This window comes from Providencia sp. PROV188, assembly GCF_027595165.1.
Classification (GTDB): Bacteria; Pseudomonadota; Gammaproteobacteria; order Enterobacterales; family Enterobacteriaceae; genus Providencia; species Providencia lanzhouensis.
In genome coordinates this window covers 3838385-3863557 of the sequence record NZ_CP097291.1, presented here as the reverse complement: position 1 = coordinate 3863557, position 25173 = coordinate 3838385, and the positions used below count along the sequence as shown (strand labels likewise).

25 protein-coding genes are annotated in these 25173 nt (G+C 41.5%); 17 read left to right on the top strand and 8 right to left on the bottom strand.

Annotated elements, in window-relative coordinates:
- Nucleotides 1–7 precede the first annotated feature (7 nt).
- The 3 genes from M5X66_RS17850 to M5X66_RS17840 all read left to right on the top strand — a co-directional run bounded on the left by M5X66_RS17850 (nt 8) and on the right by M5X66_RS17840 (nt 3976).
- Nucleotides 8–1666, top strand: a complete 1659-nt coding sequence (locus M5X66_RS17850) for an LTA synthase family protein (RefSeq protein WP_036950700.1) — start codon at nt 8–10, stop codon at nt 1664–1666.
- 65 nt (nt 1667–1731) lie between these two features.
- Nucleotides 1732–2733 (top strand): NAD-dependent epimerase, encoded by a 1002-nt coding sequence (locus tag M5X66_RS17845; protein ID WP_036950702.1) that lies wholly within the window; start codon nt 1732–1734, stop codon nt 2731–2733.
- Nucleotides 2734–2809: 76 nt separating this feature from the next.
- Nucleotides 2810–3976 carry a nucleotide sugar dehydrogenase gene (locus tag M5X66_RS17840; RefSeq protein ID WP_270103778.1) on the top strand — a complete coding sequence of 389 codons (1167 nt, stop codon included), beginning with the start codon at nt 2810–2812 and terminating at the stop codon, nt 3974–3976.
- 73 nt (nt 3977–4049) lie between these two features.
- Here M5X66_RS17840 and M5X66_RS17835 read toward each other — a convergent pair whose 3' ends face one another.
- Nucleotides 4050–5252 carry an ROK family protein gene (locus M5X66_RS17835; protein WP_036950706.1) on the bottom strand — a complete coding sequence of 401 codons (1203 nt, stop codon included), beginning with the start codon at nt 5250–5252 and terminating at the stop codon, nt 4050–4052.
- A gap of 202 nt (nt 5253–5454) precedes the next feature.
- On the opposite strand from M5X66_RS17835, the gene M5X66_RS17830 reads away from it, so the two are divergent.
- Nucleotides 5455–6273, top strand: a complete 819-nt coding sequence (locus tag M5X66_RS17830; protein ID WP_036950708.1) for a purine-nucleoside phosphorylase — start codon at nt 5455–5457, stop codon at nt 6271–6273.
- 141 nt (nt 6274–6414) lie between these two features.
- Complete coding sequence (locus M5X66_RS17825) at nt 6415–7671, top strand: nucleoside permease (RefSeq protein ID WP_036950710.1); 1257 nt, start codon at nt 6415–6417, stop codon at nt 7669–7671.
- Between the two features lie 76 nt (nt 7672–7747).
- On the opposite strand, the gene M5X66_RS17820 is transcribed toward M5X66_RS17825, so the two are convergent.
- Nucleotides 7748–8611, bottom strand: coding sequence for a YicC/YloC family endoribonuclease (locus M5X66_RS17820; RefSeq protein WP_036950712.1), 864 nt, complete (start codon nt 8609–8611; stop codon nt 7748–7750).
- A gap of 123 nt (nt 8612–8734) precedes the next feature.
- Here M5X66_RS17820 and rph point away from each other — a divergent pair, with 123 nt between their 5' ends.
- Both rph and pyrE read left to right on the top strand, forming a co-directional pair.
- On the top strand, nt 8735–9448 hold the full coding sequence (gene rph / locus M5X66_RS17815; protein WP_036950714.1) for a ribonuclease PH: 714 nt from the start codon (nt 8735–8737) through the stop codon (nt 9446–9448).
- 130 nt (nt 9449–9578) lie between these two features.
- Entirely contained in the window at nt 9579–10220 is a 642-nt protein-coding gene (gene pyrE / locus M5X66_RS17810) for an orotate phosphoribosyltransferase (RefSeq protein ID WP_108479136.1), read from the top strand.
- A 54-nt stretch (nt 10221–10274) separates the two neighbouring features.
- Here the strand turns inward: pyrE and slmA are convergent, their stop codons facing one another.
- The 3 genes from slmA to coaBC form a co-directional block, all read right to left on the bottom strand.
- On the bottom strand, nt 10275–10871 hold the full coding sequence (gene slmA, locus M5X66_RS17805) for a nucleoid occlusion factor SlmA (protein WP_036950718.1): 597 nt from the start codon (nt 10869–10871) through the stop codon (nt 10275–10277).
- A 233-nt stretch (nt 10872–11104) separates the two neighbouring features.
- On the bottom strand, nt 11105–11560 hold the full coding sequence (gene dut, locus M5X66_RS17800) for a dUTP diphosphatase (protein ID WP_154599592.1): 456 nt from the start codon (nt 11558–11560) through the stop codon (nt 11105–11107).
- The gene (gene coaBC / locus M5X66_RS17795) at nt 11532–12788 is read right to left on the bottom strand and encodes a bifunctional phosphopantothenoylcysteine decarboxylase/phosphopantothenate--cysteine ligase CoaBC (RefSeq protein ID WP_154610064.1); all 1257 of its coding nucleotides are present in this window, start codon (nt 12786–12788) and stop codon (nt 11532–11534) included. Before coaBC ends, dut begins: the two co-directional genes overlap by 29 nt.
- Before the next feature lie 182 nt (nt 12789–12970).
- Between coaBC and radC the strand changes: the two genes are divergently transcribed.
- The 7 genes from radC to waaO all read left to right on the top strand — a co-directional run bounded on the left by radC (nt 12971) and on the right by waaO (nt 18526).
- Nucleotides 12971–13636, top strand: coding sequence for a RadC family protein (gene radC / locus M5X66_RS17790; RefSeq protein ID WP_036950916.1), 666 nt, complete (start codon nt 12971–12973; stop codon nt 13634–13636).
- A gap of 252 nt (nt 13637–13888) precedes the next feature.
- Nucleotides 13889–14125, top strand: coding sequence for a 50S ribosomal protein L28 (gene rpmB / locus M5X66_RS17785; RefSeq protein ID WP_004265123.1), 237 nt, complete (start codon nt 13889–13891; stop codon nt 14123–14125).
- 11 nt (nt 14126–14136) lie between these two features.
- Entirely contained in the window at nt 14137–14304 is a 168-nt protein-coding gene (gene rpmG, locus M5X66_RS17780) for a 50S ribosomal protein L33 (RefSeq protein WP_004265124.1), read from the top strand.
- Between the two features lie 211 nt (nt 14305–14515).
- A complete protein-coding gene (gene rfaQ / locus M5X66_RS17775; RefSeq protein ID WP_036950725.1) occupies nt 14516–15580 on the top strand; it encodes a lipopolysaccharide core heptosyltransferase RfaQ in 1065 nt (354 codons plus the stop codon).
- A gap of 1 nt (nt 15581) precedes the next feature.
- Complete coding sequence (locus M5X66_RS17770; RefSeq protein WP_154610065.1) at nt 15582–16706, top strand: glycosyltransferase family 4 protein; 1125 nt, start codon at nt 15582–15584, stop codon at nt 16704–16706.
- Nucleotides 16699–17496 (top strand): lipopolysaccharide core heptose(I) kinase RfaP, encoded by a 798-nt coding sequence (gene rfaP / locus M5X66_RS17765; RefSeq protein ID WP_270103777.1) that lies wholly within the window; start codon nt 16699–16701, stop codon nt 17494–17496. The genes M5X66_RS17770 and rfaP overlap by 8 nt, the downstream gene beginning before the upstream one ends.
- Before the next feature lie 19 nt (nt 17497–17515).
- Nucleotides 17516–18526 (top strand): lipopolysaccharide 3-alpha-galactosyltransferase, encoded by a 1011-nt coding sequence (gene waaO, locus M5X66_RS17760; protein WP_270103776.1) that lies wholly within the window; start codon nt 17516–17518, stop codon nt 18524–18526.
- A gap of 31 nt (nt 18527–18557) precedes the next feature.
- On the opposite strand, the gene rfaL is transcribed toward waaO, so the two are convergent.
- Both rfaL and M5X66_RS17750 read right to left on the bottom strand, forming a co-directional pair.
- The gene (gene rfaL / locus M5X66_RS17755) at nt 18558–19772 is read right to left on the bottom strand and encodes an O-antigen ligase RfaL (protein WP_270103775.1); all 1215 of its coding nucleotides are present in this window, start codon (nt 19770–19772) and stop codon (nt 18558–18560) included.
- 13 nt (nt 19773–19785) lie between these two features.
- Nucleotides 19786–20562 (bottom strand): glycosyltransferase family 2 protein, encoded by a 777-nt coding sequence (locus M5X66_RS17750; RefSeq protein WP_270103774.1) that lies wholly within the window; start codon nt 20560–20562, stop codon nt 19786–19788.
- 125 nt (nt 20563–20687) lie between these two features.
- Here M5X66_RS17750 and mutM point away from each other — a divergent pair, with 125 nt between their 5' ends.
- Nucleotides 20688–21497, top strand: a complete 810-nt coding sequence (gene mutM, locus M5X66_RS17745) for a bifunctional DNA-formamidopyrimidine glycosylase/DNA-(apurinic or apyrimidinic site) lyase (RefSeq protein ID WP_108479144.1) — start codon at nt 20688–20690, stop codon at nt 21495–21497.
- 3 nt (nt 21498–21500) lie between these two features.
- On the opposite strand, the gene coaD is transcribed toward mutM, so the two are convergent.
- A complete protein-coding gene (gene coaD, locus M5X66_RS17740; protein WP_036950747.1) occupies nt 21501–21986 on the bottom strand; it encodes a pantetheine-phosphate adenylyltransferase in 486 nt (161 codons plus the stop codon).
- Nucleotides 21987–22200: 214 nt separating this feature from the next.
- Between coaD and waaA the strand changes: the two genes are divergently transcribed.
- Together waaA and M5X66_RS17730 are read left to right on the top strand one after the other, a co-directional pair.
- The gene (gene waaA, locus M5X66_RS17735; RefSeq protein ID WP_036950750.1) at nt 22201–23478 is read left to right on the top strand and encodes a lipid IV(A) 3-deoxy-D-manno-octulosonic acid transferase; all 1278 of its coding nucleotides are present in this window, start codon (nt 22201–22203) and stop codon (nt 23476–23478) included.
- Nucleotides 23479–23684: 206 nt separating this feature from the next.
- Nucleotides 23685–25148, top strand: a complete 1464-nt coding sequence (locus M5X66_RS17730) for an ArnT family glycosyltransferase (RefSeq protein WP_108479145.1) — start codon at nt 23685–23687, stop codon at nt 25146–25148.
- Nucleotides 25149–25173: the final 25 nt, after the last annotated feature.

Below are 25173 nucleotides of genomic sequence, written 5' to 3'. Positions count from 1 at the left end.
AAGTCAAATGAATAAAAAACTAATTGCGAGTATTTATCTGGCGCTGATTTTTATTGGCTCGCTGTTTTTAGTCTTTGAAAAAAGTGGCGTTATCTATCCTGGTCTGATTTCCATTTGTGTTTATGCTGTCATATTCGGTGTTTTATTTACAGTCACTGCTCGTTGGGTTTTCTCTGCAATTATTACGAGTACCCTGTTTATTATCATCAAAATCTTTAATCAGTTAAAAGTTCACTATTATAAAGAGCAACTTTTCTTCACTGATATTAATTTGATGACGGATACCTCCAACTTAGGGACATTAGGTCACTATTGGTTGGCGGGCGTGGCGGTACTTGCGTTATTTATTCTGCTTATCATCAACGGTGTGATCAGTTGGCGCTTATCGACACCATGTAAACGCAAGATATCACGTGTGGTTAGTGTGCTCATGGTTATCGTTGGTTACTTTGGGGCGGATTGGGCAAGTACGCATTACTTTGATAAATGGTCACAAATGTTGCCGAAAGGTCGTGGTACAGTGACTAACTTGGTGATGTCTGCACAGAATGCGAAATACAAATCACCGCATTTTGTGGGTGATGCGAGCTATTTTGAACAAAAAGCGGCGAATGTTTCTTTGGCGAAGAATGAACAAACCGAAAAGCCTGACATTCTGCTGTTGTTACAAGAATCCACGGTTGATCCAAAAGTTTATGATTTACCTGCAGGGACTAAACTGCCAGAGTTATTTATGTTTCAGCAAGATGCCAATATGATTGCACATAGTCCGATGCGCGTACAAACCTTCGGTGGTGGAACATGGTTATCTGAGTTTTCTGCATTAACGGGGTTAAATAGCGATGATTTCGGAGCACAAAAAAGCGGTGTGTTCTATTTTGTGGTCGATCATTTAAATAACAGCTTATTTAAAGAGATGAAAGCCAACGGTTATTATACGGTCGTCCTGACACCGTTTAATAAAGGGGCTTATCATTCTGGTCACGCTTATGAAACGATGGGCGTTGACCGTATCATTCAGCCTCAAGAGTTAGGTTATCCAGGCAAGTTGCAAGATAATTTATGGACGATCAGCACGGAAGATATGCTGAAGTACGTAAAAGAAATTTTGGCAACAGAAACGGACAAGCCCGTCTTTATTTTTGCATTAACCATGTATGAACACGGACCTTATAAAGAAGGTCACAGTGATGACTATGGAATTAAAGATAAGCTAGATAATAAAGATTCCGCAGGCGAATTTAGCCATTATATGGAAAAAATCGTCCATTCTGATGCGGCCATTCGTGATTTCGTTTCGTTTATGGAAAAGCGTCAGCGCCCACTGATGTTCCTCTATTTTGGTGACCATCAACCGGGGATCAGTTTGGACAAATATAAGTCCACATTATCGTCTCCTGCTTATGCGACACAGTTTACCCTAAGAGATAATCTCAAAGCGGGTACCGCAATTAAAACAGGTGAGTTAACGGACATTTCATTCCTTGGTGGAATGTTATTGGAACGCGCAAATTTGAAAGTTTCGCCGTTCTATGAAGCGAATATTAAGATGCGCCATTTATGCGACGGTAAACTGAATGACTGTGAAGATAAGCAGTTACTCGATGGTTATCGCCACTATGTTTATCATGTGCTCGGTGTCGCCAATAAAGATGAGACCAAGTAGTTTATCTCTAATTAGTGCTAGAATGTTGATAAACCATCATTTAATAACGTAAGAAGATAACGAATATGAAATATTTGGTCACGGGAAGTGCCGGGTTTATTGGTTTTAGATTGTGTCAAAGACTATTAGAAAGTGGGCATGAAGTTATCGGTATCGATAATATGAATGCCTATTATGATCAGGGATTGAAACAGTCTCGACTGCATATACTTGAACAATATCCGCAGTTCCGGTTTATTCATCTTGATATCACTGACCGCGAAAAAGTGCTGGTGTTGTGTACTCAAGAGAATTTCGACCGCGTTATCCATCTTGCCGCACAGGCAGGGGTGCGTTACTCATTACAAAACCCATTTGCCTATGCTGACAGTAACCTGAATGGGCATTTGGCGATTTTAGAAGGTTGCCGCCAAGCGAAAGTGAAACACTTGGTGTATGCCTCTTCGAGTTCAGTGTATGGCGTGACCGATAAAATGCCATTCACTACCGACATGTCCACCGATCACCCTATTTCGTTATATGCCGCGACCAAAAAAGCCAATGAGTTAATGGCGCACTCTTATTCGCATCTTTATCAGCTCCCGACGACAGGCTTACGCTTTTTCACCGTGTATGGTCCGTGGGGACGCCCTGATATGGCGCTGTTTAAATTCACCAAGGCTATCTTAGCGGGTGAACCTATCGATGTTTATAATAACGGCGATCTGAGCCGTGATTTCACTTTCATTGATGATATTGTCGAAGGTGTTATTCGCGTTTCAGATATAATCCCGCAAGCAGACCCGCAAAATCGCTCAGATTCGCCAGCGCAAAGCAGCGCACCTTACCGGATTTATAATATTGGTAATGGACAGCCTGTGAAGCTGATTGATTTTATTTCTGCATTGGAAAATGCGTTAGGAAAAGAAGCCATTAAGAACTTCTTACCGATGCAAGCGGGAGATGTTTACACGACATGGGCAGACACCGAAGACCTGTTTAACGTCACCGGTTATCGCCCACAAGTTTCTATTGAACAGGGTGTTCAGGCGTTTGTTGATTGGTACAAGTCGTATTATCACCGTTAATATCGGTCATCAATACGATTTACCATCAATATAGTTTACCACCTGAAATATCCGCAGAAGGATTTGAGAGGCAAGTTTGAAAATAGCAATCGCAGGTACCGGCTACGTCGGTCTGTCTAACGCCATGTTACTGTCCCAACACCACGAAGTGGTGGCGGTCGATATCATTCCTGAAAAAGTGGCGATGCTTAACAATAAGCAATCCCCGATTATCGATACCGAAATCGAACAGTTTCTAACGGAAAAACAACTCAATTTCCGTGCAACCGAAGATAAAGTCGAAGCCTATACAGGCGCGCAATACGTGATTGTGGCGACCCCGACAGACTACGACCCAAAAACGAACTACTTCAACACCAATTCAGTGGAATCCGTCATTCATGATGTGAACAAACTGAACCCGGAAGCGACCATTATCGTCAAATCTACTATTCCAGTGGGCTTTACAGAGCGTCTGCGTAAAGAGTTCGGTTACACCAACGTGATTTTCTCCCCAGAATTCTTACGTGAAGGTCGCGCGCTATGGGATAACCTGTACCCGTCCCGTATCGTGGTGGGAGAACGTTCTGAACGTGCACAGATTTTCGCTGACTTACTGTTAGAAGGCGCGATTAAGAAAGATGTACCGGTGCTGTTTACTGACGGGACTGAAGCCGAAGCGGTTAAACTGTTCGCCAACACCTTTTTAGCTATGCGTGTGGCATACTTCAACGAATTAGACACTTACGCAGAAAGCCGTGGTTTGAATGCGCGTCAAATCATCGAAGGGGTTTCTTTAGACCCGCGTATCGGCAGCCACTACAATAACCCATCCTTCGGTTACGGCGGTTACTGCTTACCAAAAGACACCAAGCAGTTACTGGCGAACTACGACGATGTACCGAACAACCTAATTAACGCGATTGTCGAATCTAACCGCACGCGTAAAGACTTTATCTCGGATGCGATTATCGCTAAAGCACCACGTAAAGTCGGTGTGTATCGCTTAGTGATGAAAGCGGGCTCCGATAACTTCCGTGCCTCTGCGGTGCAGGGTGTGATGAAGCGTATTAAAGCGAAAGGCATTGAAGTGGTGGTTTACGAGCCAGTACTGAAAGACGATGAATTCTTCCGCTCGAAAGTTATCCGTGATTTAGACGCATTTAAAGCGGAAAGCGATATTATCTTGGCAAACCGTATGGTGCCTGAACTGGATGATGTGGCGGATAAAGTCTATACCCGCGATCTGTTTGGTAATGACTAAGATTAAAATAGTCAGCGGTGATTTATAATGAAAATGCCCCACAGGTTGGGGCATTTTTTATTTGTATCCGTCGTCATTCAGATAGATAGCTTTCCATCACCATCCCACCTGCACCTTGAGCGACGATTTCATAAGAATCATTAGCTGGGTAAATACGCGGTTTGATATGCGGGAAAATCGACAGTTTTTGCTCAATGGATTTTTTGGTCATCTCAAAGAAATGGTTTTTTGGCGTGAGTGTTCCGCCGCAAACCACCACATCCGCTTGAGTAATTAATACCGCGTTGGCAATCGCGATACCGTAGTAATAAGCAGCTTCTTCTAAGGCTTTAAGACACACCTCATCATTTTGGGCAAGCGCCTGAAAAATCGTGTGATAGTTAATTTCATCTTCAGATTTGACGAGTTGGTTAATGACCGAGGGTTTGCCAAGTCTTAAATGCTGAATCACGCGAGACTTAATGGCGTGCAATGAACTGTACTGTTTTAAACAGCCAAACGAGCCGCACTCACAACGCTGACCATTGATATCGATAGTCGTGTGTCCAAAAGCTTGAGCGGTGCTTATCGGCGTTGGGGCATATTGGTTATTGATAATGGTCGAGCTGCGAATGTCGGTGTCGCAAGTGGTGAGTAAGAACCGTTGGCTATCAGAGGCGTAGCGTAAACGGTACTCCGCAAAGGCCGCGAAGCTGATGCCACTTCCTAGCAGAACAAAGCAGGGAACACGCTGGGTAATGTATTGATATAACGCCTGAATTCGTGCGCTGTAGTCAGAGTAAGGCACTTTATCGCGTTCTAAAATATGGTCGATGGCAATGCCGATACCCAGTATTTTTTGAGTATCTAACTGATGCTCAGCAAGTAGGTCATCGACGTTGTCCAATAGATGGTCGAGCATATTTTCGGCGGTTTCGAGGTGCTCATACTTGATTTTGACTTTGCCAAGAATGTCTAACTTCAGATTTTGCAGAACAATCGTAGAGTAGATATCACTCATCTCAATGCCAATTAAATAGCCATCAGCTGGATTGACGCTGTACAAAATGGGTTTGCGTCCTCCTGTTGATTCCCCAAGTTCTGAAGTGGAGAGTAATTGGCATTTGCTCAGTTCATCGAGGAGCCTAGCACAGGTCGCGGGTTTCATATTCGCGAGGGAGGTTAGCGCCTCCGCCCGGATTGGTCCGTGGTTAAGGATCAGTCGATACAGCGTTTTGAGTTTTTGCGTTTTGGAATTTTTGGATGTGCGAAATTCGTTCAATAAACGGTGTAACAATTGTTCCCCTCCTATTTTCGCTAGTGGAATATCCAGCTATAAAGCTAATCATTCAAGATTAACAGATTCACATGGCGAGTACTTTAACAGATATCATGTTTATCAACATTTTCTCAAAATGAGATTAAGATCGCTGTTAGATTTTCTAATTTCGTTATTATCCTAATCATCTTCTTTATTTGATTTGATTGCGGAGCGCATTATGCACAACACCAAAGATATCTTAGAAAGCTTAAGTTTTATCCAATCTCGTACGGATATGAAGCCTACTGTTGGGATCATTTTAGGGTCTGGATTAGGCCCATTTGCTGATACGTTAGAAAATGCGGTGCATATTCCTTATAGCGAAGTACCCCATTTTGCGAAGTCTGAGGCAGTAGGTCACGCGAACGAGTTAGTGATCGGGACGATTGCAGGCAAAACTGTGGTGGCGATGAAAGGTCGTTTCCACTATTACGAAGGTTTTTCTCTGGATCAAGTGACGTTCCCTGTGCGTTTAATGAAAGCGCTGGGTGTGGAAAAATTGATCATTACCAACGCCTGCGGTGCGGTGAATACGGACTTTAACCCGGGCGATCTGATGGTTATCACTGATCATATTAACCTAACGGCGAATAACCCATTAATGGGGCCAAATAATCCAGAGCTGGGCGTACGTTTCCTTGATGTCAGCGAAGTGTACAACAAAGAGCTGCGCCAAACGATTTTGGATGTCGCGAAGGAGCAAGGTGTGTCTCTGCGCCAAGGCGTGTACGCATGGTGGACGGGTCCAACTTATGAAACGCCAGCCGAAATTCGTATGATCAGAACTCTCGGGGCTGATGCTGTGGGTATGTCGACAGTACCTGAAGCGCTGGTGGCTCACCATTCTCAGATTAAAACAGTCGGTATCTCCTGCCTGACCAACATGGCATGCGGCATTTTAGAACAGCCTTTAAGCCATGATGAAGTGATTGAAACGGCAGAAAAAGTGAAGGCAACCTTCTTAAAATTAGTGACGGGTGTGATTGAACGCTTCTAACTTTTTATCAAGTTAAGCTTTTTATCAAATTAAGCTTTTTATCAAATTAATAGAAAGACAGTGCGGGAGCGGTTTTCCTTTGGGGCGTTATCGCCGAGCTGAGAATGTTACCCGCCAAATTCACTCCAAACGGAGCCTAGTATGAATATTAAGTCTCGTTTAAAGGTCATGCTTTTTCTGCAATATTTTGTTTGGGGAAGTTGGCTGGTGACATTGGGTGCCTACATGATGAAAACCTTGGATTTTTCAGGGGCTGAAGTCGGTATGGTGTACAGCTCGAAAGGGATTGCCGCTATTTTGATGCCCGGATTAATCGGCATCATTGCGGATAAATATATCCCTGCAAACCGTCTGTATATGCTTTGCCATATTATTTGTGCCGGTTCGTTGTTTTACGCTGCGACGGTGGCGGATCCTTCAGTGATGTTCTGGGCAATGCTAATCAATGCAATGGCGTTTATGCCGACTATCGCCTTGTCGAACACCATTAGCTACTCATCGCTAAGTCAGTATCAGCTAGACTCTGTTGCCAATTTCCCGCCAATTCGTGTCTTTGGTACCGTAGGGTTTATTGCAGCGATGTGGAGTATTAGCTTACTGAAATTTGAGTTGAGCAGTATGCAGCTGTATGTGGCGGGAAGTTGCTCGTTGCTGCTCGCGATGTATTCCCTGACATTACCAAAAATGGCGGTAAATAAGCAGGCTATCACCACCAGTTGGATGAGCAAGCTTGGGTTAGATGCCTTGGTGTTGTTCAAAAAGCCGATTATGGCGGTATTTTTTCTGTTTGCGATGCTACTGGGTGCGGTTCTGCAAATTACCAATACGTTTGGTAGCCCGTTCTTGCATGATTTTGCGCGTAATCCGCTGTATCAAGACAGTTTGATTGTTCAGTATCCGTCGATTTTGCTGTCAGTTTCCCAAATGGCGGAAGTGGCGTTTATTCTCGCTATCCCATTCTTTTTAAAGCGTTATGGTATTAAAACCGTCATGCTGCTCAGTATGTTGGCATGGACATTGCGATTCGGTTTCTTTGCCTTCGGTGACCCATCGACTATCGGTTTGATGTTCTTAATTATGTCGATGATTGTGTATGGCTGTGCGTTCGATTTCTTTAATATTTCCGGTTCTATTTTTATTGAGCAGGAAGTAGACCACCGTATGCGTGCTAGTGCTCAAGGATTGTTTATGACCATGGTGAATGGTGTGGGTGCCTATTTTGGGGCGATATTGAGCGGATTGGTCGTTGACTACTTTAGTGTGGATGGCGTGAAGGATTGGCAGTCAATCTGGCTGGTGTTCTCGTCCTACACCGTAATATTGGCCGTGATCTTCTACTTCTCTTTCCATTATAAGCACCAGCGTGAGAAACCGTTGGAAATGGCAAAAGCGGGTTAAGGTTGAGTTTGATTTAATAAAAAAGCCAGCAAATTCAGTGAATAAGCTGGCTTGAAGTTACTCTGAAAAGTGATTTTTATTCGATGTTCTGAATCTGTTCGCGCATTTGCTCAATCAGCACTTTGAGTTCAACAGCAGAGTTAGTCACTTCACTATTAATAGATTTAGAGGCAAGAGTATTTGATTCACGGTTAAATTCTTGCATCATGAAATCAAGACGACGACCGCTGGCTTCTTTTTTCTTCAGGATATTGCGCGTCTCTTTGACGTGAGCTTCTAGTCGGTCTAACTCTTCGGCGACATCAACACGCTGAGCCAGCAAAATAAGCTCTTGCTCTAAGCGGTTGTTATCCACTTGAATTTGAGCTTCGTCTAATTTGCTTTGCAGGCGGTCACGTTGCCATTGCAGGATTTCAGGCATATGTTGGCGAACTTTGGCAACTTCAACCAAAACACCATCCAGACGTTGCTCGATAAGGCTATGCAGCGCTGCACCTTCTGCTTCACGGCTTTGGATAAAGGCATCGATAGTTTCATCTAAGCCTGCCATTAGTTGTTCACTAATCGCGTCTAAATCTTGTTCACCCGCGGACATCACTCCTGGCCAACGTAAGATTTCTAACGGATTAATCTCACCTTCATGGCTGTAATTTTTTACCCAGTTCGCTGCGCTAATCAGCTGGCGAGCTAAATCTTCATTGAGCAGTAACTCACCACGGTGAGCACTATCTAAGTCAAAACGTAGGTTACATTCGACTTTACCACGTGTTAGACGGGAACGAAGGCGTTCACGGATAACTGGCTCTAAGCTGCGAAATTGCTCGGGTAAACGGATATAGGTTTCTAAATAACGCTGGTTTACGGAACGCAGCTCCCAAGCCGCATTCCCCCATTCACCCTTGATATCACGGCGGGCAAAAGCAGTCATACTACGGATCATAATTCGTTCCTATCATTCATTAAGATAACAGGATTATAGCGCTATGACGGATGACAGGATAGGCATTATCCGATTAACAACGTATAATACGTGCCAATTTGAGTTGATAACGGAGATAACACCATGCGCCCAGCAGGTAGATTAGCAGACCAGATGCGCCCAATAAAAATTACGCGCAATTATACAAAGCATGCGGAAGGCTCTGTTCTTATTGAGTTTGGCGACACTAAGGTGTTATGTAACGCGACTGTTGAAGAGGGTGTTCCTCGTTTCTTAAAAGGTCAGGGGCAAGGTTGGGTAACCGCAGAATATGGTATGTTACCTCGCGCAACAAACTCCCGTAACCAACGTGAAGCGGCAAAAGGGAAACAAACCGGTCGTACTATGGAAATTCAACGACTGATCGCACGTTCATTACGTGCGGCGGTTGACCTGAAAAAACTTGGCGAGCATACCATTACGTTGGACTGCGATGTTATCCAAGCGGATGGCGGTACACGTACTGCAGCGATCTCAGGCGCGTGTGTTGCATTGGTTGATGCACTGAACAACATGGTTGCTCAAGGCAAATTAGCGAAAAGCCCTCTGAAATCCATGGTTGCTGCGGTGTCTGTTGGTATCGTTAATCAAGAAGCGCTGTGTGACCTGGAGTATGTTGAAGATTCTGCTGCAGAAACGGATATGAACGTCGTGATGATGGATGATGGCCGAATGATTGAGGTACAAGGTACCGCAGAAGGCGAACCGTTCAGTCATGAAGAGCTTTTAGCTCTTCTAGCATTAGCGAAAACGGGGCTAGACACCATTTTCGAAGCTCAGCGAGAAGCGCTGAAATAGATTTATTATTAAATAGGCGGCTGAAAAGTCGCCTTTTTTATGCCCGCAGTTTATGAATACAGCAGCAAATAAACCGCGAAAGTAGTTCCAATTAAAAAAGACCAATACTAATTAATGAGGAGAATGACCAATGAAAGCCTATCAGCGCGATTTTATTGAACTTGCCATGAAAAAACAGGTACTGAAATTTGGTGAGTTTACGCTGAAATCAGGTCGTAAGAGTCCCTATTTCTTTAATGCGGGGCTGTTTAATACAGGGCGTGACTTGGCTCTTGTCGGTCGTTTTTATGCACAAGCGTTAAAAGAAAGTGCCATTGAGTGTGATGTGATTTTTGGTCCAGCCTATAAAGGTATTCCGATTGCGACCACAACCGCAGTCGCATTGGCAGAACATCACAATATCGATATGCCATACTGCTTTAATCGTAAAGAAGCGAAAGACCACGGGGAAGGCGGTACATTAGTGGGTAGCCCACTGCAAGGACGTGTTGTGGTTGTCGATGATGTGATTACGGCAGGTACGGCAATTCGTGAGTCGATGGAAATCATCAAACAGCAGAAAGCAACGTTGAGTGGCGTGTTGCTGTGTTTAGATCGTCAAGAAAAAGGGAAAGGTGAAATTTCTGCGGTACAGGAAGTGGAACGTGACTATGGATGTAAAGTGTATTCGATCATCACAATGAGCGATTTAATTACATATTTAGCGGAAAAAGAAGATATGCAACAGCATCTTGCTGCGATGAAAGCGTATCGTGAGCAGTATGGAATTTAATTGAAAAAAAGCCCTCGCCCAATAATGGGCGGGGTGAGTAGTATAAATAAGCGGTTATTGTAACTGAGCCAAAATTAAAGGCCAGCGAGCTTCGAACTCTACCGTTGGACGGTAACGAAACTCAGAACGTACGAAGCGGGACAGCATACCTTCACAGAAGGCTAATAGTTGAGAAGCTAATAGTGATTCGTCATGGATAAAGCCTTGTCCATCACGAATTTTTTTCTCTTTTAATACTTGTCGCAGCTGTGATTCGATACGTTCGAATAATTGGTTAATGCGCCCTTGCAGCCTATCTTGCTCGAACATTAGCGCATGACCCGTCATTATACGCGTTAATCCAGGGTTTTTCTCTGAGAAACCTAAAATTAGCGCTAAAACCAGTTTAATTCGGACAAGTGTATCTTTTTCGTCCGTTAAAATCAGGTTGATGCGGGAAACAAGTGAATCTTCAATAAATTCAATTAAGCTGTCGAACATCTTCATTTTGCTTGGAAAATGACGATATAGCGCAGCTTCTGAAACACCAACTGTTGCAGCGAGTTTTGCCGTTGTAATACGCTGGCTGCCATCGCTACTTTCTAACATTAACGCAAGAGCCTGCAAAATCTCATCACGTCTGTTACGTTTTTGTATTGTATTCTCTGCCATGTCTGATAAGACCCCTGCTAAAACAGCAAGACAAACTATCCAAAATTTCGCTCTGAGTAAAGTCACACTCAGAATAAAACAGGTTTAAAATATGTAGAGATTATAATCAAATCTAATCCATTCACGAGGTACAAAAATACCTTACTGATTGTTTTTATTCATAAATATAGACGCTTGTAGGGCGCCTATATTCGGTATTTCAACGTGAATAGGTTCGACTTATTGTCGGCCCATTATTGGCGGCCAGAATGACCGAAACCACCTTCACCGCGTTCACTCGCGTCAAAGTCATCCACAATATTGAATTGTGCCTGAACAACAGGAACAAAGACCATTTGTGCCATACGTTCACCCGGTTCAACGGTGAATGCTTTGTCGCTACGGTTCCATACTGACACCATCAGTTGGCCTTGGTAGTCTGAGTCGATTAAACCAACCAAGTTACCTAGTACTACACCATGCTTATGACCTAAACCTGAACGTGGCAGAATTACTGCGGCAAGTTGCTCGTCTGCAATATGGATAGCTAGACCTGTTGGGATCAATTCAGTTTGACCCGGTGCTAAATCGATAGGTGCATCAATACATGCACGTAAATCTAAACCCGCAGAGCCAGTGGTTGCGTAAGTTGGCAGTGGAAACTCATTCCCAATACGTGCATCAAGAATTTTCAGATCGATCTTTTTCATAACGTTGGAGTATCTCGTCAAGTAAATGGTGGCTTAATTCAATTTTACTACTGTGTGGTAATCGAACATCACCGTGGGCATCAAATAGATGTAGTGCATTGTTATCACTATTAAAGCCATTATCCGCTAAGGAAACGTCATTCGCACAAATTAAATCAAGTTGCTTTTGTTGGCGCTTTTGTCGTGCATATTCTTCGACATTTTGGGTCTCTGCCGCGAAACCGACTACATAAGGGCGATTTTGCGTCAGTTTTCCTACACTTGCCACAATGTCAGGGTTTTGTACAAGGGTAATGGAAACTTCATTCCCTTGTTTCTTAATTTTATTCTCAGCGACGGTTTTAGCTCGGTAATCTGCAACCGCAGCACAGCCGATAAAAATATCTTGCTCAGTAATAGACTGGTGTACTTGTTCATACATCTCAAGGGCGCTCGTCACGTTAATGCGGTTTACACCATTCGGTGTTGCCAAATTAACAGGACCTGCGACGAGAGTGACGTTCGCTCCGCGTTCACTGGCAGCTTGCGCGATGGCAAAACCCATTTTCCCAGAACTATGATTACTGATAAAGCGTACAGGATCCAAATCTTCACGGGTTGGACCTGCCGTAACCATGATTGAAATCCCCTGTAGGTCTGAACGTGATTGCTGACCTAAACATGATTGAAAGTGCTGACCAGCCAATTTCACGATAGCTAATGGGTCAATCATACGCCCTGGCCCCACATCACCACATGCTTGGCTGCCTTCATCAGGACCCCAAATCATACACTGGCGTTGTTGCAGTCTGATTAAATTATCCTGTGTTGCTGCAGCGCGATACATTTGTTGATTCATCGCAGGCACGACGGCAATAGGCGCCGCAGATGCAAGACAAACGGTCGTAAGTAAATCATTCGCCATGCCAGCGCTTAATCGTGCGATTAAATCGGCAGTAGCTGGCGCTAAAATAATTATATCAGCCCATTTTGCCAATTCAATGTGACCCATTGCGGCCTCAGCGGCAGGGTCTAGCAAATCATCAGCGACCGGATGACCGGAAACGGCTTGCAACGTGAGAGGTGTAATGAACGCTTTTGCCGCAGGTGTCATGACAACACGTACAGATGCCCCTTCATCACGCAGTCGGCGAGTGAGTTCAGGGATTTTATAAGCGGCTATTCCACCACTGATACCAAGAACAATTCGCTTACCTAATAATGAGTTAACTGAAGTTTGTTGAGTCATGGTCTCTGTCCGATTTGGTCAACATGGGGGGCATCTTACCATATCAATGAGCTTGGTGAGAGAGCCGATTTTGTATCCCGATGCTATTTTTGCGAAGCGCTACGCAAAGGCTAGTTTATATGATTGCTCTGTGTATGTTGGTTGACTACAAAGAGGGCAACGACGTGAAAGAGGATGAGTCGATGCACGAATACATGGAGCTTTTACCACGAGAAAAAATGTTGGCATATGGAGCTGCATCATTATCTGATGCAGAGTTATTAGCTATTTTCTTACGTACGGGAACACGAGGTGAACCCGTTTTACAACTTGCTCAGCGTTTACTTCATGAGTTTGGTTCACTCTATTTATTAGTGCAAGCTGACTACGCAAAGCTGATTGAATGCAAAGGCTTGGGGGCTTGTAAATTAAGTCAGTTGCAAGCCGCTAGCGAACTCGCAAGGCGTTGTTTTTCTGCGCAAGTGCTTTGTGATGACATCATGGATAACCCCAATACATTGAAATCGAGGTTGCTTGAATTGTTTTCAGGGCAGGAGCGAGAGGTTTTCATGGTGCTATTTTTGAATAACCAGCATCAGGTGATTTGCCAGGAAGAGATGTTTAAAGGCACTATCAATCGCGTTGAAGTGCATCCAAGAGAAATTATCCGGTTTGCCATGAAAATGAATGCCAGAGCGATAGTGCTTGCTCATAATCACCCATCAGGAAACCCTGAGCCAAGCATGGCAGATAAGTACGTTACTGAGAAAATTCAGAGTGCTTGTGACATGATGGGGATTAAATTACTTGATCATTTTGTGGTTGGACACAAATCTTGCACCTCATTTGCCGAGCGCGGATGGCTGTAAAATTATTTTTTGACTAAAAAATGACAACTTTTGCTGTGTTGGGCTTGAGTGAAAACGATTGAAAGCGTATACTACGCCACCTTTAAGGATCTCGGGTTTGACGAGAAGAGCCTATCTCAGTAAATTTTTTTGCTAAGATAAAGATATTTTGTTGATCACTTAAAAGTTTGCTGAGATGGGCTCCTAAGCCTGACGAGGCAGTCAAGCCCAGAACAAAAAAGCTCGAGCTGATTAGATTTTTGGAGAATAGACATGTCACGAGTCTGCCAAGTTACCGGCAAGCGTCCAATGAGCGGTAACAACCGTTCACACGCATTAAACGCGACCAAACGTCGTTTTTTGCCAAACCTGCACTCTCACCGTTTCTGGGTTGAGTCTGAGAAACGTTTCGTAACACTGCGTGTATCTGCTAAAGGTATGCGTGTTATCGATAAAAAGGGTATTGATGCTGTTCTTGCTGAACTGCGTACCCGCGGTGAGAAGTACTAAGGAGCTAAAAAATGGCTAAAGGTATTCGCGAGAAAATCAAGCTGGTTTCTTCTGAAGGTACAGGTCACTTCTATACCACTACGAAGAACAAGCGCACAATGCCAGAAAAACTGGAACTGAAAAAATTCGATCCAGTTGTTCGTAAGCATGTGATCTACAAAGAAGCAAAAATCAAATAATTTTGCTTTCTGCGTACGAAGAACCCAGCTTAGGCTGGGTTTTTTTATGTCAAAAATTAGCCATAAAGTGGCTATCCATAGGGATATTGATTAAAAACTATAACCATTAATCTGAACGTAGTAACATGTTCAGTATTCATGGAATTAATAACGCATTTTATTGTCAAATATCCATATCAATTTATCTACTAGACCTGATTAAGAGCTCCTGGTGAAAAAACAGTATAAAAAAATTCTTGTAATCAAGATGCGGTTTCATGGTGACATGCTACTGACGACGCCTGTTATCAGCTCATTGAAGCAAAATTATCCTGATGCTCAGATTGATGTTTTGCTTTATCAGGACACCATTCCCATTTTGTCGGAAAACCAAGAGATCCATACACTATATGGCATGAAAGGTAAGAAAAGTGGTGGTTTGAGTAAAGCCTGCAACTTTTTAAGTCTACTGTTTAAATTACGTCGTAATCAGTATGATTTAGTGGTTAACCTTGCCGACCAATGGATGGTTTCGTTACTCGTTCGCGCGATTCCCGCAGAAACTAAGATTTCACACGATTTCGGTCATCGTGATTCGAAATTTTGGCGAAATAGCTTTACGCATCTCACTCCTCCTGAAGGAGAGCATGTTGTTTTAAATAATCTTTCTGTATTAAAACCGTTAGGGATCCAAGAATTCAAAACAGACCTAACCATGTCTTATGCGGAAGATGATTGGAAAAAAATTGATCAAAGACTGTTAGACCTTGGCGTTCACAGTAGCTATGTCGTGATCCAGCCTACTGCCCGACAAATTTTTAAATGTTGGGATAATGAAAAATTCTCAGCCGTCATTGATGCGTTGCAGTCTCGTGGCTATCAAGTGGTATTAACATCGGGCCCAAGCAAAGAAGACTTAGCGTGTGTGAATGAAATTGCGGAGAATTGCCAAACCAAGCCAACGACTGAGCTTGCAGGAAAAACATCTTTCCCTGAATTAGGCGCATTAATTGCGCATGCTGCCCTTTTTATTGGTGTCGATTCTGCACCGATGCATATTGCTGCCGCGGTTAAAACTCCCATCGTTTGCTTATTTGGTGCCACTAACCATATTTTCTGGCGTCCATGGAGCGATAATGTGGTGAAATTCTGGGCGGGGGACTATGAAAATATGCCACCTAGAGATGAGCTAGACCGCAATAAAAAATATCTCTCCGTGATCCCTGCGAGTGATGTGATTGAAGCAACAGAGCAAATGCTGCCGATGAATATGCGCTCAATGATGGGAAGGTACTAAGATGGTGTTGGCATTTTGTCTGTATAAATATTTTCCATTTGGAGGGCTACAACGCGACTTTTTACGTATCGCGATGGCTTGCCAAGCTCGTGGACATCAGATTCGTGTTTATACCCAGTCATGGGAAGGTGAACGCCCAGAACAGTTTGAAATTATTATTGTTCCTACTAGTTCAGGCACTAACCATGGACGAAATGCCCAATATTGTGAATGGGTAATGGCACATCTGAAGCAACATCCTGTAGATAGAATTGTTGGCTTTAATAAAATGCCTGAGCTGGATGTATATTTTGCTGCGGATGTTTGTTATGCGCAAAAAGTGGCTGAAGAAAAAGGCTTTTTCTATAAGCTGACTCCACGCTATAAACATTATGTTGCTTTTGAAAAAGCGGTCTTCCAAAAAGGAAAGGCAACGCAGCTCATGATGCTCACTCCTCATCAAATTACCCATTTTGAAAAGCACTATGGAACGGAAAGTGACCGTTTTCACATGCTGCCTCCGGGTATAGCCGTTGATCGAAAATATGACCAACAGATTGTGGATGCTAAGCGTATTTATCGGGAAAAGAATCAAATTCCAGAGTCTGCATTTTTACTGCTTCAAGTTGGGTCTGATTTTAAACGCAAGGGAGTTGATAGAACTCTTAAGGCGATGGCAGCACTGCCTGAAAACATCAGAAATAACACACTTTTGATGGTGGTAGGGCAAGATAAACCCGGTAAATATCAACGATTAGCGGAAACGTTGGGAATTACTAAACAAGTTTCATTTTTTAGCGGACGCAATGACATTGCGGAGCTAATGGCTGCTGCGGATATTTTGATGCATCCGGCTTATCAAGAAGCGGCTGGGATTGTCCTGCTTGAAGCGATTGTTGCTGGATTGCCAATTATAGTCACTGAAGTGTGTGGTTATGCGTCGTTTATCGACAAAGCACAATGTGGCGTGGTGGTTAATGAGCCGTTTGAACAGACAGTTTTAAATCAGGCTCTATGCGATAGTCTGCAAGATACACAAAAACGAACTCAGTGGGTAAACAATGCTAAATACTATGCGGATACAGAAGATCTGTATAGTTTACCGGAAAAAGCGGCCGATATTATTTTAGGATGCTCTAATGGTTGAGTTAAAAGCACCTTTTAACGAATTATGGAAAGATAAAGACCCATTTGTTGAAACAGATAAACTGGATGGCGAAGTCTTTCGTGCATTGGAAACGCGCAGAACATTGCGTTTCCAGCTTGATGATAAAAGCTATTTTATTAAGATTCATTATGGCACGACGCTAAAAGAGGTTTTGAAGAATTTATTTTCATTCCGTTTACCTGTTTTAGGTGCAGATCGTGAATGGAATGCAATTCATCGATTGACTGAAGCTGGCGTTGATACCATGAACGGGCGTGCTTTTGGGCAAAGAGGGTGGAACCCACTTCGACGTCATTCATTTATTATTACTGAAGACCTCACTCCAACAGTGAGTTTAGAAGATTACTGCGCTAATTGGGCAACTCAACCGCCTAAATTCAGAACTAAGCAAATGTTGATCCAGCGAGTTGCCGAGATGGTACGTAAGATGCATCGCATCGGCATTAATCACCGCGACTGTTATATTTGCCATTTCTTACTGCATCTACCGTTCACAGAAAATCTGCACGATTTAAAAATTTCAGTTATCGATTTGCATCGCGCACAGCTACGGTCGTCAGTTCCTACCCGTTGGCGAAATAAGGATTTAATTGGTTTATACTTTTCGTCACTAGAAATCGGCTTAACTCAACGAGATATTTTCCGGTTTATGAAGGTTTATTTTGAAATGCCGTTAAAAGAGATACTGAGTCAAGAATCTAGTTTGATGGCAGATGCGAAAAGCAAAGCTGACAAAATTAAAGCGCGTACGATCAGAAAGTCGCTATAAAGAAAAAGAGAGACTAAACATGTTTTTTAATAAGGAAAGTGCAATCACAAAGCAAATTGATCTTACAGCCAAAAATGTGGTTGCTAGAGATGATTGTTTACATATTTCTTACGGTATTGACCGTAATTTTTTATATGGTTGTGGAATTTCTATTGCCTCTCTCTTAAAAAATAACGAGGACATATCATTCTGTTTTCATGTTTTTACCGATTATTTTGATTCGGAACAAGAGGCTCTTTTTCGTGAGTTAGCTGAGCAATATAAAACAAGCATAAAAATATATTTAGTTGATTGTGAACAGTTAAAGTCGTTACCAAGTACCAAAAATTGGTCTTACGCAACGTATTTTAGATTTATCATTGCAGACTACTTTTCTGAGCAACTAGAGCGCATCATTTATATGGATGCGGATATCATGTGCCAAGGCTCATTAAGTGATTTGTTACATATTGAATTTAAAGAGAATCAAGTGGTAGCTGCTGTTCCTGAAAGAGATTCTGATTGGTGGAAAAAAAGAGCGGATGCATTGGGGATCCCTAGTATTGCAAATGGGTATTTTAATGCTGGCTTCTTAATTTTAAATTTAGTGAGTTGGAAGGAAAATGATATATCACTAAAGGCAATGAATCTGTTATCTCAAGATGAAGTTAAAGCCAAGATTTCCTATCTTGACCAAGATATATTGAACATGTTGTTAACTGGTAAAATTGTTTACTTAGACCAAAAATATAACACTCAATATAGTATTAATTATGAACTCCAAGATGGTCGAAAAGAGAATCCAATAACATCTAGTACAATTTTGATCCACTATATAGGGCCAACGAAGCCATGGCATGAGTGGGCTAATTATCCAACTGCAAAACCATTTTTAGACGCTAAAAATGCTTCTCCGTGGAAAGATATTCCTTTATTGAAAGCTAATAGCAGTAACCATTTGAGATATAGTGCAAAGCATTTTTTTAAACAGGGAAAGTTTATTTATAGTCTTCTATTAAGCCTAAAATATTTATTTAAGAAAATATTTTAGGCTCGAATATGATTTTTTGAATAGGTGATAATTAGGTTTTCTTTTGTACTAAGAGTAAGAAGCCAAGAACTATCCCGAGAGGCTTAATATCCATCTGTTCAAACATACCTCGAGTGAGTAGATAACCAACAAGAATGGTTATTAAAATAATGCTAATTTTTTTGGTATAGATACAGTCAGATTTTAAGTTTTTCAAGAGTGAAATAAATGCTATTATTATCATTGAAACAAATAAAGTTAACCCTAATAAACCAGTGCCAAACCAGATAAATAAAAATGTATTATGTGGGCCTATAGATTTTTTATAAACCCAATCTGGATGTTGGTTTACTTTCTCATTATAAACAGAATCATAAACATTGTTGCCATAACCATATCCAAGAATTGGCTTCTCTTTAATCATTTCCAAGGCTGTACCTTGAGTTCCGTTAGCATAACGGTTAGAACTACTGGTTTGCTCTAATTTAGAAAATAATAAAATATTGTTCTCATTGGTAATTACTTTCAAGGTGATAAGTGTAATTCCAATAAGGATTAGCACTGCTAGTGGTACTTTCCAATTTTTTATTAATAGGAAAAAGGTTATGCATGACACTAATATCGCTAGCCAAGCTCCTCGGGATAAGGTACCTAGAAGTATGAAGGAAAATGAAATTAACAATAAAGTGAGATAAAAAGAATATTTTGTTCTCTCTGAAAAAAGTAAGATAAGTAGTACTGGAAAGTAAAAAACTAAAGAGTTTGAAATTTCCCTAAAGGAATAAGTCGTAAATGGTAATGTACCATTGTTTATATATTCTAAACAATATCTTGTTAACTCAATAGTACAGTTTAGTGTTAGTCCAAATATAAAAGAAAAGGTAAGCGTTTGAAAAATATCTTTTTTATCTAGCTTGTGAAGTAAAATTGGAATGAAAAGTATGAAGAAAAGAAGACCATAATTTAGTGTGCTGTTAAATGCATACTTAATAGTTTCTTTTCGGTCTTCAGAATACAATGCTGATAGCAGTAAAAACAGGGAAAAAAGCAAGGAAAAAAAGAAAAGTTTATTTTTATATAAGGCAAATGCTTCATCTTTTTTCGATTGAAAGAAAGTTATCAAGGACAGTATTACAATTAATATTGAAATTCCTTTTTTATATCTTGTTATTCCATCGATAAAAAAGATAGAAATAATAAATACAATAGAAAATACATTAATTAGTGTAAGCCTATCATATTTACCATTTTTTATAGAGTTAAACATACTATTGCTCATATTATTTGAAAATTAAAAAACTTAAAATCATGGAAACCAAAAATCCAAATAAAAAACCTAGTGTTGTATATTTTATTTTTTTACTTTTTTTGAATTTCTCACTATCAGTTGGAATGTGATTATCCCACCCTAAGTGTTTTACTGCACTTTTATTTAAGATAACGACGTACATCCCATACATGCTATATGCGATAGATAAAACGCCTTCGGTAAGATCAGCACTCTTTCCAATATTGTACTTTTTGATTAATTTATAATCAGACAATCTTTTCACTCCAGGATTGAAGCTGAATCCTCTCATCATTGAATGAGAGCTATTTATTACGGAATAAGATATATTTTCAAATTCTTTCTGCTCATCTTTGCCAATAAAAGAATAATGTTTTTTGATATCATCATAATAATCACGTAGCCAAACTTGTAAAAGTTTAGGGTCGTGTAGTAATAAAGTTATTGAATCTTCAATAAAATTGCTTCGATAGAATTCCCAATCATCTTCACAATGAAAAATATAGTCGGTGTCAATTTTACTGTATGCAAGGTCAATAGATTTTATTTGACCTAAGTTTTTCTTATTAACAATGACATCGGTATATGGTTTCCATGATTCAGGAATAACTTTATGAACATCAGTATTTCCAGAATCTTCAGTAATTATGACTTTTTTGATCGGATATGAATTATATTTATCAAATGATAATAATGTTGCTTTCAGTAATTCAAATCGCCCACAGCTAGTTATAACAAGGGTCATATCACTTTTATCATCAAAAATCATAAAATTACCTATTTTAGGTTGTGGTAAATTAGTGTAACAATATATCTATACAGATAACAGTTGATTTTCGGTATCATTATACATTAATACATATACTCTGTACCTTATTAAGTGGTAAATTTATTATGCCAGAACTGCCCGAAGTTGAAACCAGCCGCCGAGGTATTGAACCACATTTAGTCGGCAATACAATTAGTTATGCCGTTGTGCGTAATGAACGGTTACGTTGGCCGGTAAGTGAACAAATCATGCGTTTATCTGATGAAACCGTGATTAGTGTTCAACGACGGGCAAAATACCTACTGATTGAACTGCGCAAAGGTTGGATTATTGTCCATTTAGGAATGTCTGGCAGTGTGCGAATTCTAACGGAAGAGATAACCGAAGGGAAACATGACCATGTAGACCTTATCTTGGGTGACGGTAAAGTACTGCGCTACACTGACCCTCGACGCTTTGGTGCATGGCTTTGGTGCGATGATTTAGCGTCTAGCTCCGTTCTCGCCCATTTAGGTCCTGAGCCTCTCTCCGATGAATTCAATCCTAAATATCTCTTTGATTTAGCAGCTAAACGTAAGGTTGCGGTCAAACCTTGGTTGATGGACAACAAAATCGTTGTTGGGGTAGGGAATATCTACGCTAATGAAGCGCTTTTTGCATCAAGAATCTCCCCAGAAAAGCTGACTAACACACTGACACTCAATGAAATTACCGAACTGGTTACGCAGATTAAAAAAGTGCTGCAACGTTCAATAGAGCAAGGTGGAACCACTCTCAAAGACTTTTTACAGTCAGACGGAAAACCGGGTTACTTTGCTCAAGAGTTATTTGTGTATGGAAAAAAAGGTGAGCCTTGCTCTTTATGCGGAACCCAGATTGAGAGCATCAAACAAGGACAGAGGACAACCTTTTATTGCCCTCAATGTCAGAAGTAATTGCTAGATTTTGTTGAGTTTTTTCAACATAGCCTCAGCAACTATAGGCGGTAAAAACGACGAAATATCTCCATCATGAAGCGCGACATCCTTAATTAATGAGGATGAAACGAAAGATAAGCTTTGTGATGGAAGTAAAAATACTGTTTCTAGCTCAGGAACAAAATGGCGGTTCATATTAGCCAGTTGCCATTCATATTCAAAATCTGCCACTGAACGTACGCCACGAATTAAAATATTCGCATTATTTTTCTGTGCAAAATTCGCCATTAACTCAGAAAAGCCAACCACTTCGACATTCCCTAAGTGAGCTGTAACTTGCTTCGCGAGCTCAACACGCTCTTCCAGATTAAACATAGGGCTTTTGCGTTGACTATTTGCGATAGCGAGCAAAACATGGTCAAACATCGCGGCAGCACGGGTGACGATATCGACGTGTCCAGAGGTAATCGGGTCAAAGGTTCCCGGATAAATAGCTTTATGGGTCATGATATTGCTATCTCTTTGTTTATTATTGCTTATCCTAATATATCGATAGGAATAAGTGACGGTGAAATCCACATTAACGGCAATTGCGTTCTCTTGCAACAATCACTGGTAAGCATCCATTTATTTTAAGTCTCATTTTAGGCACAGATTCTACACACTTTCAGTAATGGTTTATGGTAAGATACCGCCAATTTTGGTAAGTGAATCAGATCGAATGTTATTGCGTGTATATCAGGTACTTCTTTATCTCATCCAGCCATTGATTTGGATACGCTTATTATTGCGTAGCCGTAAAGCCCCTGCGTATCGCAAACGCTGGGGGGAACGCTATGGTTTTTGTGGTGGCAAAGTTGTTCCTAAAGGTATTTTATTACACTCAGTTTCTGTGGGGGAAACCCTTGCGGCAGTACCGTTAGTGCGTGCACTTCGCCATCACTATCCATCACTCCCTATCACTGTGACAACAATGACGCCAACCGGGTCAGAGCGTGTTCAGTCGGCATTTGGTGACGATATTAGTCACGTTTATCTCCCTTATGATTTACCAGGCTCAATGAGCCGTTTCCTTAATCAAGTTGATCCTAAACTGGTGATTATTATGGAAACAGAACTCTGGCCAAATATGATCAACCAATTGCATAAGCGTAATATTCCATTAGTTATCGCGAATGCTCGGTTATCTGAACGCTCTGCTGCGGGTTATCAAAAGCTTGGTAGCTTTGTGAAGCGTATGCTGCAAAATGTCACGATGGTGGCAGCTCAGCATCAAGAAGATGGTGAACGTTTTATTCAATTAGGGTTAAGACGTAAGCAGTTAGAAGTGACGGGAAGCTTAAAATTTGATATTTCCGTTACCCCTGAATTGGCTGTTAAAGCGATTACCTTACGCAGGCAGTGGGCCGCACATCGCCCTGTATGGATTGCGACAAGCACCCATGAAGGTGAAGAAGCCATTGTTTTACAAACTCACCAACAGTTGTTGAAAAAATTTCCCAATTTATTACTCATTTTAGTTCCAAGGCATCCAGAACGTTTCGTAAAAGCGGAAGAGTTGACGCAAAAAGCAGGGCTAAGCTTCATTCGTCGTAGTAGTGGCGTTATCCCATCTCTAGAAACCCAAGTGGTTATTGGCGATACGATGGGGGAATTGATGTTGCTGTACGGAATTGCAGATATTGCTTTCGTTGGCGGGAGCTTAGTTGAAACGGGCGGTCATAATCCACTTGAAGCAGCTGCGCATGCGTTACCTGTTTTGATGGGACCACATACCTTTAATTTTAAAGATATTTGCGCGAAATTAACCCAAGCAGATGGGTTGATCACTGTGACGGACAGCGAATCACTGGCTCAAGCCGTCACGAGCCTGCTATCCGATGAAGATTATCGACTGTATTATGGTCGACATGCCGCAGAAGTATTACATGAAAACCAAGGTGCATTGCAGCGTTTACTTAAATTGTTGCAGCCTTATTTACCTCCTAGAGAACAGTAATATTCAGCAAAATATTGATAACTTGAATATTACTATAATGAGTAATAACAATTTCTCTCATTTCTGATTATTTTGTTTAAACTATAGTAAACTACCCAGTCACGTTTTTGCATACTCAGCCGAGCGAGAGGTAGCACTCTACAAGCTTGACGTAAAATAATGCGTATTTCCCTTTAACTTTATTGATAAATTTCGCTGAAAAAAGAATGCCGACAACCAATCAACCAACTTCAAATAAGTATGTGTATCTTTGGATCATTGGCTATGCCATTGCCTGGATCCTTGCGAGTTTCTTTTTTGACCCGACCGTTCCTTACGATACGGTCGAAGCCGTTAACTGGGGAATGAATGGTGAGTGGGGCTCCCCAAAAAATCCGTGGTTTGTCGGTACGATGATGTGGCCTGCCATCCATTTGGGAATTTCTTATAGTTTCTATTGGTATTTAAGCCATTTTATCGGTATTGGATTTGGGTTACTTGGGGTATGGAAACTTGCCTATCGGTTAACAGGGCGCCGTGACCTTGCATGGTTTGCGATGCTGATGATGAATTTATCAGGCGTCATTAATTTCGATATTATTCCTTATAATGATAACTATATTTTAGTGACATTCTGGCCTTGGGTGATTTACTTATTTCTGCGTGCCGTCGAAGATAACCCACTGTGGTGGCTACCTTTTGCTTTAGTGACCGGTCTGGCAACAATGGGGAAATACTCCACGCTTGCTTTAGTCGGCTCCGTTTTCTTACTCACCCTTTTTGTGAAACAAGCGCGCCAAAGCTATCGCCATCCGGTGTTTTATTTAGCGATAGCACTGTGGTTTTCGATGATCTTGCCAAACTTCTTCTGGTTGATGGCGAGTGATTTTTCAGCCTTTAAATGGGTAGATTCGCAAATTGACCCCGGTTTTAACTTACATACCACGGAAGCTGCGTTAAGTGTGTTTTACCCGCTGATTATCGCAGCAATTATCTTATATTGCTGTGGCGGAAAAATCGGTTGGCCGAAAGCCTTATCGAACCGCATGGCAAACTTCATTATTTTATTTCCATTAGCCGTGATTTACGGTTGGTTCTCGTTCCATGATGGTGGGCGAATTACTGAGTGGTTACAGCCATTTATGATGGCCTGTGCGCCTTTATTTGTCGGCTCAATCACTGTAATGCCGAAAAAGTCACTGAAAAAACCATTAATTGGCTTAGCCGTTGTTGGTGTCTTAATGGTATCGGGCTATCTCATTGTTCAAGCTGGGAATATTCGAGGAGCAGGTCAGAAGTTTATTGGCGTGAAAACCTTAATTGCTGAAGGTGAACAGCGCTGGTATCAACGTTACGGAACGCCAGTCAAATATGTTGGCGGTGAGGATAACCTACATCAATGGTTTATTATCTATGCCCAAGATAGACCGCATGTTATCCAGCCTTGGACGCTAGAAAATCATATGCCGCCGAATGTGTATAACCGTGAGATTACCGAAGCAGAAATTCGTGAGCACGGTGCTATTTTATTAGGGCGAAAATATGACGATTGTGCCCACGAAGATTTCGCTAAAGTGCGTAAATTCTGGCCACAATTTACGATCGAAAAAGAAGATGTAATTTATCGCTCTGAACCGGATGCTGAGCCGAAAACCATGTGTTTTGGGTTTATTGCCCCAGAGAAAAAATAAATCTTTTATACAGTGAAAAAAATAA

What these genes read in the sequence shown, in the direction of transcription:
- M5X66_RS17850 (WP_036950700.1), top strand. Translation starts at nt 8, where the DNA reads ATGAATAAAAAACTAATTGCGAGTATTTATCTGGCGCTGATTTTTATT.
- M5X66_RS17845 (WP_036950702.1), top strand. Translation starts at nt 1,732, where the DNA reads ATGAAATATTTGGTCACGGGAAGTGCCGGGTTTATTGGTTTTAGATTG.
- M5X66_RS17830 (WP_036950708.1), top strand. Translation starts at nt 5,455, where the DNA reads ATGCACAACACCAAAGATATCTTAGAAAGCTTAAGTTTTATCCAATCT.
- M5X66_RS17825 (WP_036950710.1), top strand. Translation starts at nt 6,415, where the DNA reads ATGAATATTAAGTCTCGTTTAAAGGTCATGCTTTTTCTGCAATATTTT.
- M5X66_RS17820 (WP_036950712.1), bottom strand. Translation starts at nt 8,611, where the DNA reads ATGATCCGTAGTATGACTGCTTTTGCCCGCCGTGATATCAAGGGTGAA.
- rph (WP_036950714.1), top strand. Translation starts at nt 8,735, where the DNA reads ATGCGCCCAGCAGGTAGATTAGCAGACCAGATGCGCCCAATAAAAATT.
- pyrE (WP_108479136.1), top strand. Translation starts at nt 9,579, where the DNA reads ATGAAAGCCTATCAGCGCGATTTTATTGAACTTGCCATGAAAAAACAG.
- slmA (WP_036950718.1), bottom strand. Translation starts at nt 10,871, where the DNA reads ATGGCAGAGAATACAATACAAAAACGTAACAGACGTGATGAGATTTTG.
- dut (WP_154599592.1), bottom strand. Translation starts at nt 11,560, where the DNA reads ATGAAAAAGATCGATCTGAAAATTCTTGATGCACGTATTGGGAATGAG.
- coaBC (WP_154610064.1), bottom strand. Translation starts at nt 12,788, where the DNA reads ATGACTCAACAAACTTCAGTTAACTCATTATTAGGTAAGCGAATTGTT.
- radC (WP_036950916.1), top strand. Translation starts at nt 12,971, where the DNA reads ATGCACGAATACATGGAGCTTTTACCACGAGAAAAAATGTTGGCATAT.
- rpmB (WP_004265123.1), top strand. Translation starts at nt 13,889, where the DNA reads ATGTCACGAGTCTGCCAAGTTACCGGCAAGCGTCCAATGAGCGGTAAC.
- rpmG (WP_004265124.1), top strand. Translation starts at nt 14,137, where the DNA reads ATGGCTAAAGGTATTCGCGAGAAAATCAAGCTGGTTTCTTCTGAAGGT.
- M5X66_RS17770 (WP_154610065.1), top strand. Translation starts at nt 15,582, where the DNA reads ATGGTGTTGGCATTTTGTCTGTATAAATATTTTCCATTTGGAGGGCTA.
- rfaP (WP_270103777.1), top strand. Translation starts at nt 16,699, where the DNA reads ATGGTTGAGTTAAAAGCACCTTTTAACGAATTATGGAAAGATAAAGAC.
- waaO (WP_270103776.1), top strand. Translation starts at nt 17,516, where the DNA reads ATGTTTTTTAATAAGGAAAGTGCAATCACAAAGCAAATTGATCTTACA.
- rfaL (WP_270103775.1), bottom strand. Translation starts at nt 19,772, where the DNA reads ATGTTTAACTCTATAAAAAATGGTAAATATGATAGGCTTACACTAATT.
- M5X66_RS17750 (WP_270103774.1), bottom strand. Translation starts at nt 20,562, where the DNA reads ATGATTTTTGATGATAAAAGTGATATGACCCTTGTTATAACTAGCTGT.
- mutM (WP_108479144.1), top strand. Translation starts at nt 20,688, where the DNA reads ATGCCAGAACTGCCCGAAGTTGAAACCAGCCGCCGAGGTATTGAACCA.
- coaD (WP_036950747.1), bottom strand. Translation starts at nt 21,986, where the DNA reads ATGACCCATAAAGCTATTTATCCGGGAACCTTTGACCCGATTACCTCT.
- waaA (WP_036950750.1), top strand. Translation starts at nt 22,201, where the DNA reads ATGTTATTGCGTGTATATCAGGTACTTCTTTATCTCATCCAGCCATTG.
- M5X66_RS17730 (WP_108479145.1), top strand. Translation starts at nt 23,685, where the DNA reads ATGCCGACAACCAATCAACCAACTTCAAATAAGTATGTGTATCTTTGG.